The following is an 18,733-nucleotide window of genomic DNA, read 5'->3' as shown; positions in this document are numbered from 1 at the left end:
TAGGAGTAAGTATAACTCTGAGGTAAATGGGCAAAATCATCTTGTGTAAGGTTAATGAAATGAATAAAAAGGAGGCTGCTGTTTTGGTAAAAAACGTTTCAAGTTTTGCTGAGACAAAAGAATACAATCCTCAAATGGTTCTTGAAATGGATGAAAAGCATAGAGTAGAAGAAAATTTGGCGAACCCGAATTATAAAGTATACGTGCCAAGCTCCATTTCTTTTTCAAATAAAGGGTATTACCGGCTGTCTCATAATGAACTGACTGACCATATATTTTAAAAAAACAGCGGAGTGAATACAGTGTAAAAAAACACGAAAAGCCAGATATTTGCTGTCTTTTCGTGTTTTTTCCAGCTTAATCTGGCGAGTATCTCATTACTTTGTTTCTTGATCCAACAATTCAAGAATACGATTTAAATCATCAGCGGACATATACTCAATTTCTATTTTGCCTTTTTTCCCGCTTTTCGACTGGCGAATTTGTACAGGGGTGCCAAACCGGGCCCTTAATGCCTCTTCCCGATCAAGGATAAAAACATCTCTTTTTACCGGTTTTGTTTCACGTGAAACTTTTTTGTTCAGTTTGCGGATCCAGTCTTCCATCTGACGAACGGTCCAGCCTTCATTGACAGCTTTTTTAGCCGCTTCACTTTGCTGTTTTTCTAGTTTTACTCCAAGAAGCGCACGTGCATGCCCCATTGACAGCTTCCCTTCTGCGATAAACCCTTGAATTTCAGCTGGAAGACCAAGCAGACGAACATAGTTAGCGATGTGCGGACGGCTTTTTCCAATCCTTGCGGCGAGGTCTGCCTGTGTAATCCTTAACTTATCAAGAATTAGCTGATAGGCCGCCGCTTCTTCCATCACTGTCAAATCTTCACGCTGCAAGTTTTCAAGAAGTGCCAGTTCCATCATCTGCTCTTCTGTTAACTCTTTTACGATGGCTGGGACTTCTTTCAGTCCCGCTGCTTTTGCTGCACGGAAGCGGCGTTCGCCGGCAACAATTTCATACCCTTTTATGCTTTTGCGAAGCACAATCGGCTGTAAAATGCCATGAGATTGAATAGATTGCTTTAATTCGTCAATTGCTTCCTCATTAAAAATTTTACGGGGCTGGTGCGGATTTGGGCGGATGTCTTTAACAGAAATGTCTTGAACGCTGCTATTATGATCCTTATCTGTTCCTAAATCTTTAAAAAGCGCATCCAGCCCTTTGCCTAGTCCTTTAGCCATGTGCAGCCACCTCTTTTGCAAAGTCTAGATACACTTCTGCACCACGCGAACGAACATCGTAAAGCAGTATCGGTTTTCCGTGACTTGGTGCCTCACTAAGCCTTACATTTCGTGGAATGACCGTTTGATATACTTTATCGCGAAAATACTTTTTCACTTCTTCTACCACTTGAATACTTAAATTCGTTCTCGCATCAAACATCGTCAATAGTACACCTTCAATATATAAATCTTTGTTTAAGTGTTTTTGAACAAGGTTCACTGTGTTTAAGAGCTGATTCAATCCTTCAAGCGCATAATACTCACATTGAACAGGGATTATTACGGAATCGGCTGCCGTTAATGCGTTAATCGTTAATAGCCCGAGCGACGGCGGACAGTCAATGATGATGTAATCATACCTTTCACGGAGCGGTTCAATCGCTTTTTTAAGGCGAAGTTCGCGCGAAATGGCAGATACGAGCTCAATTTCTGCTCCTGCAAGCGCGATTGTTGCTGGCGCTGCGTACATCCCTTCTGCCGTTGTCTTTTTAATTACTTCCGACAGTTCCACATCATCTACAAGAACGTCGTAAATACATTGTTCCACGCTGCTTTTTTCAATGCCCGCACCACTTGTTGCATTCCCCTGTGGATCGATATCAAGAAGCAAGACTTTTTTTTGAAGCGAGGCTAGAGAAGCCCCGAGGTTAACGGATGTTGTTGTTTTGCCTACGCCGCCTTTTTGATTGGCGATCGCTATTACTTGTCCCATTGGAAACCACCTGCTTTCTTCTGTCGGTGTTGTCTGTTTCTTATTTTAACAAAATAAACGTTTTTTTGCTTTTTTTCATAAGAAAAAAAGCCGTTTTTCGACTCAGTTGAGCAAAAACGGCTTTTCGTTTTTCATTGTTGCGGTTTTTTCGGTATTTGAATGGTAATCCGGTAAAAGTCATCGCTTTCTTCTTCTATCTGCTCCACGTGAATCCCGCTTTCCTGTACGAGTGACAGTGATTGACGAATTGTATTCACCGCAATACGGATGTCCCGGCTGAATGCTTTTTTGCGCGGCTTTGGCTGCTCTTTTTCAAGCATTTTTACAACACGGTCTTCTGTCTGTTTTACATTCAGCTGCTTTTCGATCATGATTTGAAGCAGTTCGCTTTGTAAGTCCGGCTTTTTCAGCGGTAAAAGCGCACGTGCATGACGTTCTGTAATATGCTTTTCAGCCACTGCCTGCTGCACATCTTCCGGCAATTTTAGCAGCCGAAGCTTATTTGCGATGAACGACTGGCTTTTTCCAACCATTGCAGCGAGTGACTGCTGTGTCATCTCATTTAAATCGAGCAGTTTTTTGTATGCAATTGCTTCTTCGATCGGCGATAGTTCTTCCCTCTGTACATTTTCAATTAAAGCTGCGGATGCCGTCTGCTCATCTGAGAACGAGCGAATGATCACCGGAACAACAGAGTGTCCGAGACTTAACGCCGCTCTAAATCTTCTTTCACCGGCTATAATTTCATACCGGTCTTCTATTTGTCGTACGACAATCGGCTGAATAATGCCATGGACAGCAATCGTTGAGGCCAGCTCTTGAATTTTCTCCTCATGAAAAACAATACGAGGCTGATACCGGTTTGGCTGAATGCTTTCTACGGGAAGTTCTTTTACTTCATCTGCCTGCATCATGATTGCGACATCGGATGACTGTTCACTTTTCCCTCCGAACAAACGGGAAAAAGGACGCTTCATGACTACACCACCTTCTCTATTCTCCACCTGATAGTATTCGCCATGAGGCGCCTTGTTCCTGCTATCATCATTCAATTGGTGTTTTATTTGGTGTTCCCGGTTTGCGCGGGTATTTTTTTGGCGTTTCTTTTTCTTTTCGAACCACAATAATTGTCCTCTCACTGTCTTCAACAGGAAGACGGAATGAAAAGATGTTCTCCGTTTTTCCGCCCAGTACGTTAATGGCTTTCGCTGCCGCTTCCATTTCTTCAGCTGCACTGGCCGCTTTCATGGCAACAAATTTCCCGCCTGTTTTGACAAAAGGCAGGCATAGCTCAGATAAGACGGACATACGGGCAACGGCTCGGGCTGTGACAATATCATACTGACCGCGATGCTCAGATTTTTGTCCCATTTCTTCTGCCCGTCCATGTACAAAATGAACGTTTTTAAGCTTCAATTCAGAAGCAAGATGATTCAAAAACGTAATTCGTTTATTGAGCGAGTCAATAATTGTTACGTCAAGCTGTGGGAAAGCGATTTTCAGCGGAATGCTGGGAAAACCGGCACCTGCTCCGATATCACAGATGCGGAACGGCTTCGTTAAATCGGTATGCATCGCAGCAGTCAATGAATCAAAGAAATGTTTTACGTACACATCTTCCTGATCGGTAATCGCCGTTAAATTCATTTTTTCATTCCATTCGACAAGCACCTCATAATACCGTTGAAATTGCTTCATTTGCTCTTCTGAGAGAGTGATCCCTTTTTCAGCAAGCTGTGATTGAAATTGATCGATTTTCATATAGACCTTCCTTATTCACTTCCAGTCCGTGCAACACGGCCCTGTTCGATATAGACAAGCAAAATGGAAATGTCGGCTGGATTGACGCCGGAAATACGGGATGCCTGGGCAATCGAAAGCGGACGCACTTCTTTTAAATTTGTCCGTGCTTCATTCGCAATGCCGCTAATCGCGTCGTAATCAATGTCAGCCGGTATTTTTTTATTCTCCATCTTTTTCATGCGATCCACTTGCTGAAGCGATTTTTCAATATAGCCTTCGTATTTAATTTGGATTTCAACCTGCTCTTCAACTTCTTCACTCAACTCGATATCAGCCGGAATAAGTTTTTTAATGTCTTCGTATGTCATTTCAGGACGGCGTAAAAGCTCCGCACCGCGAATCCCGTCTTTCAATTCACTTCCGCCTGCTTCACGGATGACTGCCTGTGTTTTTTCATCCGGCTTAATGATCGTTACTTTTAAACGATCGATTTCTTCGGCAATCGCCGCTTTTTTCGCTGTAAATTTCGCATAGCGCTCTTCAGAAATAGTGCCAAGACGATAACCGATTTCTGTTAAGCGAAGATCCGCATTATCATGACGCAAAAGAAGGCGGTATTCAGCACGGGATGTTAACAGGCGGTATGGCTCGCTCGTTCCTTTCGTCACAAGGTCATCGATCATGACACCGATGTAAGCATCAGAACGGCTTAAGACAACTTCTTCCTTGCCAAGAACGCGGCATGCAGCATTAATACCTGCCATGAGACCCTGTCCAGCTGCTTCTTCATAACCGGACGTACCGTTAATTTGACCTGCTGTATATAAATTTTTTGCTCGTTTTGTTTCAAGTGTCGGCCACAGCTGCGTAGGAACCACTGCATCATATTCAATCGCATAACCAGCACGCATCAGCTGGGCTTTTTCAAGACCTGGAATTGTTCGAAGCATGCGATACTGCACATCTTCCGGTAAGCTTGTCGAGAATCCCTGCACGTATACTTCTTCTGTATTCCGGCCTTCTGGTTCAAGAAAAATTTGATGGCGCGGTTTGTCGTTGAAACGGACAACTTTGTCTTCTATTGAAGGACAGTAGCGTGGTCCGCGCCCTTTAATCACGCCGGAATACATCGGAGAACGATGCAAATTCTCACCGATAATATTATGTGTTTCTTCGTTCGTATACGTGAGCCAGCACGGAAGCTGGTCCGTAATGTAATCTTCTGTTTCATAGCTGAACGCCCTCGGGACATCATCCCCAGGTTGAATTTCTGTTTTCGAATAATCAATTGTCCGGGCGTTTACACGCGGTGGTGTACCTGTTTTAAAGCGCACAAGCTCCAAGCCGAGCTCTTCAAGATGCTCGGACAATTTTAAAGATGGCTGCTGGTTATTCGGTCCACTTGAGTATTTCAAATCGCCAAGGATAATTTCCCCACGCAGAAACGTTCCGCTCGTAATGATGACCGCTTTGGAGCGGTACATTGCGCCTGTTTGCGTAATAATACCCCTGCATTCCCCATCTTCGATAATTAAACGTTCCGCCATTCCTTGAATAAGCGTCAAATTCGGTTCGTTTTCAATGGTTTTCTTCATTTCCTGTTGATACAATACTTTATCCGCTTGCGCACGCAGCGCACGTACAGCTGGACCTTTTCCTGTATTCAACATCCGCATTTGGATGTGTGTTTTATCAATATTCTTAGCCATTTCGCCGCCGAGAGCGTCAATTTCCCGGACGACTATTCCTTTTGCCGGTCCACCAACAGACGGGTTACATGGCATATAGGCAATCATGTCCAGGTTAATCGTAATCATTAACGTTTTAGCACCCACGCGTGCAGAAGCAAGACCCGCTTCAACCCCTGCATGTCCTGCACCAATGACGACTACATCAAATTCGCCTGCATCATAATAATTCATGTACTGACTTCCTTTCCTTTATTATTTCCCGAGGCAAAATTGTGAAAACAGCTGGTCAATCAAACTTTCATGGACACTTTCCCCGATAATTTCACCGAGCAGCTCCCACGTTCTTGTCAAATCAATCTGTACTATATCAATCGGCACACCGGCTTCTACACCATTAATAGCATCGGTAATAGACCGGTTCGCTTGATTTAAGAGCGCAATATGCCGCGAGTTTGACACATATGTCATATCTTGTGCGCCAACAGCTCCTGAAAAAAAGAGCGATGCAACTGCTTCTTCGAGTTCATCAATCCCCTGTTCTTCTAAAAGCGATGTTGTAACAAGTTTGCCGTCTTTTGTTAACTCCCTAACACGATTCATATTAATTTTCGGCGGTAAATCCGTTTTATTTACAATCACAATGACATCCATGCCAGAAACTGCTTTAAATAAGTTTTCATCTTCTTCTGTCAGTTCATCCGAATAGTTTAACACAAGTAGAATTAAATCTGCTTCTTTCAAAACTTTTCTTGATCGTTCCACACCAATTCGCTCAACTATGTCTTCTGTCTCGCGGATGCCTGCTGTATCGACAAGACGAAGCGGCACGCCGCGTACATTTACATATTCTTCAATCACATCACGTGTCGTTCCGGGAATATCCGTGACGATCGCTTTATTTTCTTGGACGAGTGCGTTTAAAAGAGATGATTTTCCGACGTTCGGCCGGCCGACAATGACAGTCGACAATCCCTCACGTAAAATCTTGCCCTGTTCGGCTGTCCGAAGCAGTCTGTCAATTTCAGATTGCACAAACTGGGATTTTTCTAAAAGCACTCGATGTGTCATTTCTTCGACATCATCATATTCCGGATAGTCAATATTCACTTCTACCTGCGCAAGTGTTTCTAAAATCTCCTGACGCAACGTTCGAATGAGTTTAGACAACCGCCCTTCCACTTGATTGAGCGCTACGTTCATCGCCTTGTCTGTCTTTGCTCGAATTAAGTCCATGACGGCTTCTGCCTGCGACAAATCTATTCGTCCGTTTAAAAAAGCACGTTTTGTGAATTCTCCCGGTTCAGCAAGACGCGCTCCTTCATTTAAGACAATCTGCAGCACACGGTTTACCGCTGTAATCCCGCCGTGGCAGTTAATTTCTACAACATCCTCACGTGTAAAAGTTTTCGGTCCTTTCATTACGGATGCCATTACTTCTTCCGCCACCCGGTTTGTGGATGGATCAATTAAGTGTCCGTAATGAATTGTATGGCTCGCTGCTGTGGACAACGTTTTTTCCCCAGGAGCCCGAAACACTCTATCGGCAATCTCGATTGCCGCATCGCCGCTTAAACGAACGATCGCAATCGCTCCTTCACCAGGCGGCGTTGAAATCGCGGCTATTGTATCAAATTCCATCCATTTCACCTCTTTCCGATTAACTTTATCTATAGTAGCCAATTGCTTGATTTTCATTTCCTAAATAAATAGAATACCACAGCTGTGGATTGAAAAAAAGACAGAGAATCATCCACATGTTTATAACTTTTTAAAATCATTACACAAAGGAATAGTATTCCTTTTTCTACATAAAAAAAGACATTGTCTAACAGACAATGTCTTTTTTATTACATAATAGATGGATCCTGAACCTTGTTCGGACCATTAATCACAAGTGTTTGGACGATCATAAAGATACTGCCAACTACCCAGTATAATGATAAAGCAGCCGGAAGCGTAATTCCGAAGATAATAATCATAATCGGCATGAGCCATAGCATCATCGCCAGCTGCGGATTTTGATTTGCTGTTCCAGCCATCATCAATTTCTGCTGGAAGAACGTAAATACACCGGCAAGAATAGACAAAATAATGTCCGGTGAACCAAGATCAAACCATAGAAATGTATGCTCTTTAATTTCCGCTGTTCTCATGATTGCCTGATAAAGACCGATAATGATCGGCATTTGAACCAAAATTGGAAAACAGCCTGCAAGTGGATTAATGCCGTGTTTTTGGAACAGCGCCATTGTTTCCTGCTGCAGTTTTTGCTGTGTTTGTGCGTCTTTAGACTTGTATTTTTCTCTCAGCTTCTGCATTTCGGGCTGAACCATTTGCATCGCTTTGGCACTTTTCGTCTGCTTAATCATGAGCGGCAAAATGATAATTCGAATAATGATTGTTACAACTACAATCCCAAGTCCGTATCCACCTACTAAATTAGAAGTAGCTGTAATAAATTGTGAAAACGGATAAATGACGTATTCATTCCAAAACCCTTCACTATCCGCTGTAATTTCCTGATTGACTTCTGTACAGCCGGCAAGCAATACAGAAAAAAGAGCCAGAATCAGGAATGAAAGCGTTCTTTTACTCAAAGCGTTACGCCCCCTGTCATTGGCTTACTCTTTATTTTGTTTATTTGATTGTTTTCCTTTTAGCGCTTTGGCCAGTTTCAACACGTGAGTTAGACTGCTCTTCACTTCTATACATGACATGTCCGCAGCAGGCTTTCTTGCAATGATAATGAAATCATACCCAGGGCGGATATCCATTTTCAGTTCCGTAAAACTTTGTCTTATATATCGCTTAATTCGGTTTCGTACTACGGCATTGCCGATTTTTTTACTAACCGATAAACCGATCCGGAACGGTACATTTTGTTCTTTTTTATACATATAAACAACAAACTGGCGATTTGCGAACGATTTTCCTTTACTGAAGACCGTTTGGAAATCATCATTTTTTTTAATCCGAAATGATTTTCTCATTATGACACCTGCTGGTTCTTTCATTCGCACAGCAATACTTAGAAAAAAAGACCACTGAAATGGTCAGTGGTCTTATGCAGATAGTACTTTTCTGCCTTTTGCACGGCGGCTTGCTAACACACGGCGGCCGTTTTTAGAACTCATACGTGCACGGAAACCATGAACTTTGCTTCTTTTACGCTTGTTAGGCTGGTACGTTCTTTTCATATTTAAACACCTCCCTGAGGTTTTCAAATTCATATTTTCAAAACAGTCTTTGTTAATTATAAAGACGAGCATCCATCCTGTCAACTGAATTTTAGAAAAGGGATTTGATCCGTTTTTTTCACTGTCTTTTCTCTGCGGAATTCTATTATACAACCTGCGCATTTTATTTAGTAACTGACCATTGTGGACAGCATTCGACGGCACTTTTAGATTATCCACAACTACTCCATCCTGTTCTTCACAAGTCCTCACCCTGTGGACAATGTTTCTAACATTGTTTTTTACCTTGTGGATAATTCATTCCAGTCATTGCAACTGCTCGTTATTTCTGCTATTATTATTTTGTTTTCACTCTGGATAACTCGTACACAGAATAAAAATATCCACAATTGTGGATAGATTGTGGAAAAACTATATACACCCTGTTTTTAAGTTTATCCACACACTGTAGAATTTGTCGAAAAAACTAGTTTTATCTTATTATATATTTATTCACAATCATTGCCATGCATAATTATTAATTTCTTCTGTAATTACATTGTACAAATATTAAACACAGTACACAGGGAGCAAGAAAGAGGGTGCCATATGGAAAATATTGATGATCTCTGGAGCAAAGTGCTTGAGAATATTCAAACGAGAATTAGCAAACCAAGTTTTGATACGTGGGTAAAATCAACAACAGCTCATTCTCTTCATGGGGACGCTATTGTAGTTGCTGCTCCTAATTTTTTCAACCGTGATTGGCTGGAAGGGCACTATACGCACCTTATGTCGGAGATTATTGACGAGTTAACGGGAGAAAAATTAGATGTTTATTTTATTTCCCCGGACGTCCATGATTTCGACACATACGCACCGCCAAAACATAGGTCTGAACCTAAGAACGAAAAAACTAACGGACAGGATACCATTCAGAGCATGCTGAACCCAAAATATACATTTGACACATTCGTTATCGGTTCTGGGAACCGTTTTGCCCACGCCGCTTCACTCGCTGTTGCAGAAGCGCCAGCGAAAGCTTACAATCCACTGTTTATATACGGGGGTGTCGGTCTAGGAAAAACACATTTAATGCACGCGATTGGCCATTACGTACTTGAACATAATCCAGGAGCCAAGGTCGTCTACTTGTCATCAGAAAAATTCACAAATGAATTTATCAACTCGATCCGCGATAATAAGGCCGTTGAGTTTCGTAACAAATATCGGAATGTAGACGTGCTGCTCATTGACGATATTCAATTCTTGGCCGGCAAGGAACAGACGCAGGAAGAATTCTTTCACACTTTTAATACACTTCATGAGGAAAGCAAGCAAATTATCATTTCTAGTGACCGGCCTCCGAAAGAAATTCCCACGCTTGAAGATCGCCTTCGTTCGCGTTTTGAATGGGGATTGATTACGGACATCACACCGCCGGATCTAGAAACTAGAATCGCCATTCTTCGTAAAAAAGCGCGTGCTGAAAATCTGGATGTGCCGAATGAAGTAATGCTGTACATCGCCAATCAAATTGATACAAACATCCGTGAACTGGAAGGAGCTCTTATCCGCGTAGTTGCTTATTCTTCTTTAATCAATAAAGAAGTGAACGCAAACGTTGCTGCTGATGCGCTCAAAGACATTATTCCGGGATCAAGGCCAAAGGTCATTACCATTCCAGATATTCAGCGGGTCGTCGGCGAGCAATACAATATCCGTCTTGAGGATTTCACAGCAAAAAAACGAACGAAATCTGTTGCATTCCCTCGCCAAGTAGCTATGTACTTGTCACGAGAGCTGACCGATTTCTCGCTTCCTAAAATCGGTGAAGAGTTTGGGGGACGTGATCATACGACCGTCATTCATGCCCATGAAAAAATATCAAAGCTGTTCGACACAGATCCCGTTGTTCAGCAAAAAATAAAAGAAATCATTACCATTCTAAAAGCTTAATAACTTGTGAATAATAAAGGGCGCTCATCAACAGTCTGTCCACATGTGGATAGACTGTCTTTATTTCGTTTTTTCACGGTTATCCACAAATCAACAAGCCCTACTACTACTGCTATTATTTTTTTAATATAAAAATAAAAAACAAGTCTTTAAAATGAATGCTATTCAAATATAGTATCGGAGGGGTACATATGAAATTTTCCATACAAAAAGACCGCCTTGTTGGCAGCGTGCAGGATGTTTTAAAAGCGGTAAGTTCTAGAACAACAATTCCTATTTTGACGGGGATTAAAATTCATGCTTCTGACGATGGAATTACACTAACAGGAAGTGATTCTGATATTTCGATCGAATCATTTATCCCGAAAAATGAAGGTGAAAAAGAAATTGCTCTCGTAGAAGAAACGGGAGGTGTGGTATTAAATGCACGCTTTTTTAATGAAATTGTCCGCAAGCTGCCGGCATCCATTATTGAGTTTGAGACATCATCTTCATTCCAAACGATCATTCGTTCCGGACATGCTGAATTCAGTTTGAACGGGCAGGATGCAGATGAATATCCTCATTTGCCGCAAATTGATGATGAAAATGTATTTAAATTACCGGCTGATCTTGTTAAAACGTTAATTCGTCAAACCGTTTTTGCAGTATCAACTTCTGAAACACGTCCGATTTTGACTGGGGTCAACTGGAAAATCGAGAATGGATCACTAATCTGTACTGCAACGGACAGCCATCGTCTCGCTTTGCGGAAAACGACCGCTGAGGGACTGCCGGCAGGTGAGTACAATGTTGTGATTCCGGGGAAAAGCTTGACAGAACTGAGCAAAATATTGGATGACACAAACGAACCGGTGGAAATTGTGATGACAGATAATCAGGTGCTTTTCCGTTCAAAACATGTATTATTTTTCTCAAGGCTCCTTGAAGGGAATTATCCTGATACAAGTCGTTTGATTCCAGAAGAGTACAAAACGAAAATCGAATTGAACACGAAAGAATATTTACAGGCAGTCGATCGCGCGTCGCTTTTAGCACGTGAAGGACGTAACAACGTAGTCAAAATGAGCAGCGGAGAGTCTGGAACGATCGAAATTTCATCTAACTCCCCTGAAATCGGAAAAGTAACTGAGCAAGTAAACAGTATATCTTCAGAGGGTGAAGAACTGAAAATCTCGTTCAGTGCTAAATATATGATGGATGCATTGAAAGCAATTGAAGGGGCAGAAATTGATATTCAATTTACGGGAGCAATGCGCCCATTCGTTATTCGTCCGCTTCATGATGATTCAATATTGCAATTGATTTTGCCTGTTCGTACGTATTGATGTATCGAATAGCAAAGCGGAGCACGTGTGCTCCGCTTTTTTTGTATTTATGGCATATATTTAGTAAAATAAAGTATTGGGTTTTTTAACGGAGGAAAAGAAAATATGACGACAAAAAAAGTAGGTATTGATACGGATTTTATTACGCTTGGTCAATTTTTAAAGCTTGCAGGTGTTATTCAAACAGGAGGCATGGCAAAATGGTTTTTAAGTGAACACGAAGTCTTTATTAACGGGGAAGAAGATAATCGCAGAGGACGGAAGCTGCGGGAAGGTGACCGTGTGGAGATTTCGGGTGACGGTGTATATGAAGTTGTATTTGGATCTGAGGAAGAAACCGATTAACCGTCAGCGAAAGGTGTTATGCTTACATGCACATTGAACAACTAGCTCTTGAACATTACCGAAATTACGAATCGCTTCTCGTTGAATTCGACAATACCGTCAATGTCGTCATCGGTGAAAATGCGCAAGGGAAAACAAATGTAATCGAATCCATTTACGTATTGGCAATGGCTAAATCGCATCGGACATCCAATGATAAAGATTTAATTCGCTGGGAATCTGATTATGCTAAAATAAAAGGGAGGGTGCAGAAAAAGCACCAGTCGCTCCCGTTAGAACTACTGATTTCAAAAAAAGGAAAAAAAGCGAAAGTAAATCATCTAGAACAGACGCGTCTAAGCCGTTACATTGGCAATATGAACGTAGTGATGTTTGCGCCGGAAGATTTGACGCTGGTGAAGGGCAGTCCACAAGTAAGAAGGCGTTTTATTGATATGGAAATTGGGCAGGTTTCCCCTGTTTATTTACATGATTTAAGCTTATACCATAAAGTGCTGCAACAGCGGAACCATTATTTAAAACAGCTGCAAACGAAACGTGCATCTGATTACACCATGCTTGAAGTGCTTACGGAACAGTTGATTGAACTGGCTGTGAAAGTGATGAAAAAGCGATTTGAGTTTATTCGAATGCTTCAAAAATGGGCAGGGCCGCTGCATTCAGGGATTTCTCGTGGTATCGAATCGCTCGATATCTTATATGAACCAGCTGCCGGTATTCGTGAGGAGCAAAATGAAGAGCAGATGCAATCCGTTCTTGAAGAAATGTTTCAAAAAGGACGCACGAGAGAAGTGGACCGCGGTGTGACATTGACTGGACCGCATCGAGACGATCTTCTCTTTTATGTGAACGGAAAAAACATTCAGACTTTTGGATCGCAGGGACAGCAGCGAACAACTGCACTTGCGGTGAAACTTGCTGAAATTGAATTGATTCGGTCAGAAATAGGAGAATACCCGATTTTATTGCTCGATGATGTATTATCCGAGCTTGATGATTATCGCCAGTCACATTTATTGAATACGATTCACGGGAAAGTACAGACGTTTGTGACGACGACGAACACGGACGGAATTGAACACGATACATTAAATGCTGCTTCCGCATACAGCGTTACAAGCGGGGCAATTCAACAAATTAAATAACATTTTTACTGAAAGAGAAGGTGACTGGATTTGACAATGGAACAACACAATGTGACACCTTCCTATGATGCCAATCAAATACAGGTCCTCGAAGGGCTCGAAGCCGTTAGGAAACGTCCCGGTATGTATATTGGTTCGACAAGTGCAAGGGGTCTCCATCATCTCGTATGGGAAATCGTCGATAACAGTATTGACGAAGCACTTGCTGGCTTCTGTACGGAAATCAATGTCATCATTGAAGAAGATAACAGCATTACCGTCAAAGATAACGGACGCGGTATCCCGGTCGGTATTCATGAGAAGATGGGACGTCCTGCTGTTGAAGTCATTTTGACCGTTCTTCATGCTGGCGGGAAATTTGGCGGCGGCGGTTACAAGGTATCAGGCGGCCTTCATGGTGTCGGTGCTTCTGTCGTAAATGCGCTATCAACGATTCTTGAAGTATATGTACACCGTGACGGAAAAATTCATTACCAGGCATTTAAGCGCGGTGTTCCACAGGAAGACCTAAGGGTAATTGGTGAAACTGATATTACTGGCACTCACATTCATTTCAGCCCGGATGGAGAAATTTTTACTGAAACACTTGTATATGATTACGATACGCTTGCACAGCGTTTGCGTGAACTTGCATTCTTAAACCGGGGCATTAAAATCACGCTTGAAGATAAGCGTGGTGAAGGCAAACAAAATGAATATCATTACGAAGGCGGTATTAAGTCGTATGTTGAACATTTGAACCGTACGAAAGAAGTACTGCACGAAGAAGCGATCTTCATGGAAGGGGAACGAGAAGGGATTCATGTCGAAGTTGCCCTGCAGTACAACGACGGTTATGTCGGTAATATATATTCATTTGCGAACAATATTAGTACCCATGAAGGGGGAACGCATGAATCCGGCTTTAAGACGGCGCTGACGCGTGTCATTAATGACTATGCACGTAAAAACGGCCTTGTTAAAGAGGTCGATACGAATTTGTCAGGTGAAGATGTGCGCGAAGGATTGACAGCGATCATTTCTGTTAAGCATCCGGATCCCCAGTTTGAAGGACAGACGAAAACGAAGCTTGGGAACTCAGAAGCTCGTACGGTGACTGATTCTGTTTTTGCCGGCCGTTTTGAGACATTCATGCTGGAAAATCCGACAATAGCGCGAAAAATTGTTGAAAAAGGAATGATGGCAGCGCGGGCTCGTCTCGCCGCAAAGAAAGCACGTGAATTGACACGTCGAAAAAGTGCCCTTGAAGTATCAAGCCTTCCAGGGAAACTCGCGGATTGTTCATCTCGAGACCCAAAAATCAGCGAACTGTACATCGTAGAAGGAGACTCGGCGGGCGGATCAGCCAAACAGGGCCGTGACCGTCACTTTCAGGCGATTTTGCCGCTGCGCGGGAAAATTTTAAACGTTGAAAAAGCCCGCCTTGATAAAATTTTATCGAACAATGAAGTGCGTGCAATGATTACGGCACTAGGTACGGGTATTAGCGAAGAATTTGATCTATCAAAAGCACGCTATCATAAACTTGTTATTATGACGGATGCCGATGTGGACGGTGCTCATATCCGGACACTCCTGTTAACGTTCTTTTTCCGTTACATGCGTCCGTTAATTGAAGCGGGTTATGTGTATATCGCTCAGCCACCGCTTTACAAAGTACAGCAAGGGAAACAAATTAGCTACGCATACAATGATCATGAACTCGATGAAGTGATGGCAACACTGCCTACCAATGCAAAACCGATTTTACAGCGTTATAAAGGCCTTGGTGAAATGAACCCGACCCAGTTATGGGAAACAACGATGGACCCTTCCACGCGTACCCTTTTGCAGGTCACATTGAAAGATGCGATGGAAGCGGATGAAACATTTGAAATATTAATGGGTGACAAAGTAGAACCCCGTCGTAAATTTATTCAAGATAATGCAAGATACGTTAAGAATCTTGATATATAAAATTTTCTCTTTATTTCAAGTAGGACTTTCAACGCTGAAATAAAGAGGGATTTATGTGAAAAGCGCCGCTTTATGCCGGCCTTTAATCAATCGTGTATTCACGGGCAGTTGATCCCCTGCTTCGCTTTTTCTGGGGTTTTACTGCCCGTTAATGCGGGAGAAATTGAAATGGCGCCCGTTCATGCGGGCGCTCCCACTTTTTTAAAAGGGAGGATTTTTTTCATGGCTGATACGCCAAGCTCCAATGTAAAAGAGATTAATATAAGCCAGGAAATGCGTTCTTCATTTTTAGATTATGCCATGAGCGTCATCGTTTCGAGGGCATTACCTGACGTGCGCGACGGATTAAAGCCTGTCCACCGCCGTATTCTATATGCAATGAATGACCTCGGAATGACAGCGGATAAAGCATATAAAAAATCCGCCCGTATTGTTGGGGACGTTATTGGTAAGTACCACCCGCATGGTGACTCCGCTGTGTACGAAACAATGGTACGGATGGCTCAGGATTTTAACTACCGGTACATGCTTGTCGATGGACACGGAAACTTTGGATCAGTTGACGGGGATGCGGCTGCAGCGATGCGTTACACAGAAGCCCGCATGTCTAAAATCGCTATGGAAATTACGCGCGATTTGAACAAGGATACGATTGATTATAAAGACAACTATGACGGATCCGAACGTGAACCAGTTGTTTTGCCGGCGCGTTTTCCGAACTTGCTTGTGAACGGCGCATCTGGTATTGCGGTCGGAATGGCGACAAACATTCCACCCCATCAGCTCGGCGAAGTGATTGATGCGCTTCTTGCTGTAAGTAAAAATCCCGATTTAACAGTGCTTGATCTGATGGAGTTCATACCTGGACCTGACTTTCCGACTGCGGGCATTTTAATGGGGCGCAGCGGGATCCGCCGTGCATACGAGACAGGCCGCGGTTCCATTATCCTAAGGGCCCGTACTGAAATTGAAGAAAAAGCGAATGGAAAAGAAACGATTATTGTTACGGAAATTCCGTATCAAGTGAATAAAGCAAAATTAATCGAACGAATTGCGGAGCTTGTCCGTGATAAAAAGATAGACGGCATTACTGATCTTCGCGATGAATCCGACCGTGAAGGCATGAGGATCGTCATGGAAATTCGCCGTGACGCAAATGCAAGTGTGGTATTGAATAATCTATATAAATACACGGCGATGCAAACAAGCTTTGGTATTAACATGCTGGCGCTTGTCGATGGACATCCGAAAGTACTGAGCTTAAAAGAATGCTTAACGCATTATCTCGCTCATCAGCAGGAGATCATCCGCCGCCGTACACAATTTGACTTAAATAAAGCAGAGGCGCGTGCTCATATTTTAGAAGGACTGCGTATTGCGCTTGATCATATCGACCGCATTATCGCTTTGATTCGCGGCTCTCAAACAACCGATATAGCCCGCGAAGGATTGATGGAACAGTTCGGTCTATCTGAAAAGCAGGCGCAAGCGATTCTAGATATGCGTCTTCAGCGTTTAACAGGCCTGGAACGTGAAAAAATTGAAGAAGAATACCAAAACCTGCTTGCGCTTATTGCCGAATTAAGAGCCATTTTAGCAGACGAAGAAAAAATTCTTCAAATCATCCGCGAAGAGCTGACTGAAATTAAAGAGCGGTTTAACGATAAACGCCGCACAGAAATTACAGACGGTGCTCCTGGTGACCTAATGGATGAAGACTTAATTCCAGTTGAAAAAATTATCGTTACCTTGACACACAAAGGCTATATTAAGCGTCAGCCCGTTTCAACATACCGTAGTCAGAGACGCGGCGGCCGTGGTATTCAAGGTATGGGTACAAACGAAAATGATTTTGTTGAGCAGCTGCTTACAACCTCGACCCATGATACAATTCTCTTTTTCACAAACAAAGGGAAAGTGTATCGGCTGAAAGGATATCAAATTCCAGAATTCAGCCGTACAGCAAAAGGAATTCCGCTCGTGAACTTACTTGGTGTTGAGCAGGATGAGTGGGTTAACTCCATGCTCTTTGTGGAAGAGTTCACCAATGATGCGTTTTTATTTTTTGCTACAAAGCAAGGAATCGTGAAGCGGACGCCACTTATGGATTATGCGAATATCCGGACAAATGGATTAATTGCGCTCAATATCCGAGACGAAGATGAACTTATTTCTGTTAAATTAACTGATGGGCAAAAACATATTGTCGTGGGAACGAAACAGGGGATGCTGATTCGTTTCCCGGAAGACAATGTCCGTTCAATGGGCAGATCCTCAACCGGTGTAAAAGGAATAACACTCTCAGAAGACGATCATGCAGTTGGAATGGAGCTCGTTGAAGAAAATGATTATATTTTAATCGTTACAGAAAATGGATATGGCAAGTTAACTCCTGAATCTGAATACCGTATTCAAACGCGCGGCGGTAAGGGATTAATAACATGCAACATTACTGAAAAGAACGGGGCAATGATCGCGGTGAAAACCGTTACCGGTGAAGAGGATCTCATGCTGATTACAATGGGAGGCGTGATGATCCGGATGGATATTGGTACCATCTCAATCACCGGACGTAATACACAAGGTGTCAAACTGATTCGTCTTGGTGAGAATGAAACGGTTGCTACTGTAGCAAAAGTGGAAAAAGAAGATGAAGAATTGATTGAGGAAGAAGCGGAAGAAGTCTATTCGGAAGAAGAAACAAAAGAATAAAGAGATCAAGCACAGAAATTACTATTTCTGTGCTTTTTTGTTTATTTATTATTGGTGTTTATTATAATTGGGTATAAAGACTATCAATAAGAGGTGACGGTTGTCCCAAGGTGCCAAGTCAACTTTTAAAGTTGTTGAAATCATTCAACAGGATTTATTGGGGAAATTCGATCTTTCCATCATGAATGCATTATTTTCACTCGTAATGGATTTGGCACCAGAAACAGTCGTTACATTGTCAGACGGTCGTGAAGCAAAAGTATTATTTGTTCAGCAAATGCATCGAACAAGACCACTTGTGCAATTGCATAATGGAGAAGTGATTGATCTTGTTAAAAGAAGAGATTTATCTATCGAGAACATTGCAAAACAGATAAAAATATAAAATGATGTCTTTTTTTAAAAAAGACTTGCTCTTTGTTTTCAGCCATGTTATATTATTTAAGTCGCCTGACAAAAGCGGCGAACAAGAAACAAATTGAACATTGAAAACTGAACAAAATCAATAAAAACGTCAACGTTTTGAATTAAACTTTCAATTGAAATGCCCGTCATTTCAATTGAAACAAATGAGCAATCGAACTACTTTTTGGAGAGTTTGATCCTGGCTCAGGACGAACGCTGGCGGCGTGCCTAATACATGCAAGTCGAGCGGACTTGACAGCGCTTGCTCTGTTCAAGTCCGCGGC

At 42.4% G+C, this 18,733-nt stretch carries 17 protein-coding genes and 1 rRNA gene; 9 read left to right on the top strand and 9 right to left on the bottom strand.

What is annotated here, in order from left to right; genetic code table 11:
- The first annotated feature begins 83 nt into the window (after positions 1–83).
- Complete coding sequence (locus BTO28_RS11880; protein ID WP_076766537.1) at positions 84–281, top strand: hypothetical protein; 198 nt, start codon at positions 84–86, stop codon at positions 279–281.
- A 96-nt stretch (positions 282–377) separates the two neighbouring features.
- On the opposite strand, the gene BTO28_RS11875 is transcribed toward BTO28_RS11880, so the two are convergent.
- The 9 genes from BTO28_RS11875 to rpmH all read right to left on the bottom strand — a co-directional run bounded on the left by BTO28_RS11875 (position 378) and on the right by rpmH (position 8,620).
- Positions 378–1,235 carry a ParB/RepB/Spo0J family partition protein gene (locus BTO28_RS11875; RefSeq protein WP_076766535.1) on the bottom strand — a complete coding sequence of 286 codons (858 nt, stop codon included), beginning with the start codon at positions 1,233–1,235 and terminating at the stop codon, positions 378–380.
- Positions 1,228–1,989: a ParA family protein gene (locus tag BTO28_RS11870; protein ID WP_076766533.1), complete on the bottom strand. Its 762-nt coding sequence runs from the start codon at positions 1,987–1,989 to the stop codon at positions 1,228–1,230. Before BTO28_RS11870 ends, BTO28_RS11875 begins: the two co-directional genes overlap by 8 nt.
- A gap of 131 nt (positions 1,990–2,120) precedes the next feature.
- Complete coding sequence (gene noc, locus BTO28_RS11865) at positions 2,121–2,966, bottom strand: nucleoid occlusion protein (protein ID WP_076766531.1); 846 nt, start codon at positions 2,964–2,966, stop codon at positions 2,121–2,123.
- A 67-nt stretch (positions 2,967–3,033) separates the two neighbouring features.
- A complete protein-coding gene (gene rsmG / locus BTO28_RS11860; RefSeq protein WP_076766529.1) occupies positions 3,034–3,750 on the bottom strand; it encodes a 16S rRNA (guanine(527)-N(7))-methyltransferase RsmG in 717 nt (238 codons plus the stop codon).
- A gap of 11 nt (positions 3,751–3,761) precedes the next feature.
- Positions 3,762–5,654: a tRNA uridine-5-carboxymethylaminomethyl(34) synthesis enzyme MnmG gene (gene mnmG, locus BTO28_RS11855; RefSeq protein WP_076766527.1), complete on the bottom strand. Its 1,893-nt coding sequence runs from the start codon at positions 5,652–5,654 to the stop codon at positions 3,762–3,764.
- A 21-nt stretch (positions 5,655–5,675) separates the two neighbouring features.
- Positions 5,676–7,061 (bottom strand): tRNA uridine-5-carboxymethylaminomethyl(34) synthesis GTPase MnmE, encoded by a 1,386-nt coding sequence (gene mnmE / locus BTO28_RS11850; RefSeq protein ID WP_076766525.1) that lies wholly within the window; start codon positions 7,059–7,061, stop codon positions 5,676–5,678.
- A 209-nt stretch (positions 7,062–7,270) separates the two neighbouring features.
- On the bottom strand, positions 7,271–8,020 hold the full coding sequence (gene spoIIIJ, locus BTO28_RS11845) for a YidC family membrane integrase SpoIIIJ (RefSeq protein ID WP_076766523.1): 750 nt from the start codon (positions 8,018–8,020) through the stop codon (positions 7,271–7,273).
- 24 nt (positions 8,021–8,044) lie between these two features.
- Positions 8,045–8,413: a ribonuclease P protein component gene (gene rnpA, locus BTO28_RS11840; RefSeq protein WP_076766521.1), complete on the bottom strand. Its 369-nt coding sequence runs from the start codon at positions 8,411–8,413 to the stop codon at positions 8,045–8,047.
- 72 nt (positions 8,414–8,485) lie between these two features.
- Complete coding sequence (gene rpmH, locus BTO28_RS11835) at positions 8,486–8,620, bottom strand: 50S ribosomal protein L34 (RefSeq protein ID WP_046180646.1); 135 nt, start codon at positions 8,618–8,620, stop codon at positions 8,486–8,488.
- 588 nt (positions 8,621–9,208) lie between these two features.
- Here rpmH and dnaA point away from each other — a divergent pair.
- The 8 genes from dnaA to BTO28_RS11795 form a co-directional block, all read left to right on the top strand.
- The gene (gene dnaA, locus BTO28_RS11830) at positions 9,209–10,558 is read left to right on the top strand and encodes a chromosomal replication initiator protein DnaA (protein WP_095532681.1); all 1,350 of its coding nucleotides are present in this window, start codon (positions 9,209–9,211) and stop codon (positions 10,556–10,558) included.
- 191 nt (positions 10,559–10,749) lie between these two features.
- Positions 10,750–11,886 (top strand): DNA polymerase III subunit beta, encoded by a 1,137-nt coding sequence (gene dnaN / locus BTO28_RS11825; RefSeq protein WP_076766519.1) that lies wholly within the window; start codon positions 10,750–10,752, stop codon positions 11,884–11,886.
- Positions 11,887–11,991: 105 nt separating this feature from the next.
- Positions 11,992–12,231, top strand: a complete 240-nt coding sequence (gene yaaA / locus BTO28_RS11820) for a S4 domain-containing protein YaaA (RefSeq protein WP_076766517.1) — start codon at positions 11,992–11,994, stop codon at positions 12,229–12,231.
- Between the two features lie 26 nt (positions 12,232–12,257).
- Positions 12,258–13,376 carry a DNA replication/repair protein RecF gene (recF, locus tag BTO28_RS11815; RefSeq protein ID WP_076766515.1) on the top strand — a complete coding sequence of 373 codons (1,119 nt, stop codon included), beginning with the start codon at positions 12,258–12,260 and terminating at the stop codon, positions 13,374–13,376.
- A 36-nt stretch (positions 13,377–13,412) separates the two neighbouring features.
- Positions 13,413–15,332, top strand: a complete 1,920-nt coding sequence (gyrB, locus tag BTO28_RS11810) for a DNA topoisomerase (ATP-hydrolyzing) subunit B (protein ID WP_076766749.1) — start codon at positions 13,413–13,415, stop codon at positions 15,330–15,332.
- Positions 15,333–15,554: 222 nt separating this feature from the next.
- Entirely contained in the window at positions 15,555–18,044 is a 2,490-nt protein-coding gene (gene gyrA, locus BTO28_RS11805; protein WP_076766747.1) for a DNA gyrase subunit A, read from the top strand.
- A gap of 100 nt (positions 18,045–18,144) precedes the next feature.
- Complete coding sequence (locus BTO28_RS11800) at positions 18,145–18,429, top strand: hypothetical protein (RefSeq protein WP_076766514.1); 285 nt, start codon at positions 18,145–18,147, stop codon at positions 18,427–18,429.
- A 201-nt stretch (positions 18,430–18,630) separates the two neighbouring features.
- Positions 18,631–18,733: ribosomal RNA gene (locus BTO28_RS11795) — 16S ribosomal RNA — on the top strand; the annotation flags it as partial.

The organism is Domibacillus epiphyticus (genome assembly GCF_001975785.1).
GTDB classification, from domain to species: domain Bacteria; phylum Bacillota; class Bacilli; order Bacillales; family Domibacillaceae; genus Domibacillus; species Domibacillus epiphyticus.
Note: the sequence above shows the minus strand (reverse complement) of the source record. Positions and strands in the feature narration are given on the sequence as shown.

Coding starts and splice junctions, on each gene's coding strand:
- BTO28_RS11875 (WP_076766535.1), bottom strand. CDS start 1,235: ATGGCTAAAGGACTAGGCAAAGGGCTGGATGCGCTTTTTAAAGATTTA.
- BTO28_RS11870 (WP_076766533.1), bottom strand. CDS start 1,989: ATGGGACAAGTAATAGCGATCGCCAATCAAAAAGGCGGCGTAGGCAAA.
- noc (WP_076766531.1), bottom strand. CDS start 2,966: ATGAAGCGTCCTTTTTCCCGTTTGTTCGGAGGGAAAAGTGAACAGTCA.
- rsmG (WP_076766529.1), bottom strand. CDS start 3,750: ATGAAAATCGATCAATTTCAATCACAGCTTGCTGAAAAAGGGATCACT.
- mnmG (WP_076766527.1), bottom strand. CDS start 5,654: ATGAATTATTATGATGCAGGCGAATTTGATGTAGTCGTCATTGGTGCA.
- mnmE (WP_076766525.1), bottom strand. CDS start 7,061: ATGGAATTTGATACAATAGCCGCGATTTCAACGCCGCCTGGTGAAGGA.
- rnpA (WP_076766521.1), bottom strand. CDS start 8,413: ATGAGAAAATCATTTCGGATTAAAAAAAATGATGATTTCCAAACGGTC.
- rpmH (WP_046180646.1), bottom strand. CDS start 8,620: ATGAAAAGAACGTACCAGCCTAACAAGCGTAAAAGAAGCAAAGTTCAT.
- dnaA (WP_095532681.1), top strand. CDS start 9,209: ATGGAAAATATTGATGATCTCTGGAGCAAAGTGCTTGAGAATATTCAA.
- dnaN (WP_076766519.1), top strand. CDS start 10,750: ATGAAATTTTCCATACAAAAAGACCGCCTTGTTGGCAGCGTGCAGGAT.
- yaaA (WP_076766517.1), top strand. CDS start 11,992: ATGACGACAAAAAAAGTAGGTATTGATACGGATTTTATTACGCTTGGT.
- recF (WP_076766515.1), top strand. CDS start 12,258: ATGCACATTGAACAACTAGCTCTTGAACATTACCGAAATTACGAATCG.
- gyrB (WP_076766749.1), top strand. CDS start 13,413: ATGGAACAACACAATGTGACACCTTCCTATGATGCCAATCAAATACAG.
- gyrA (WP_076766747.1), top strand. CDS start 15,555: ATGGCTGATACGCCAAGCTCCAATGTAAAAGAGATTAATATAAGCCAG.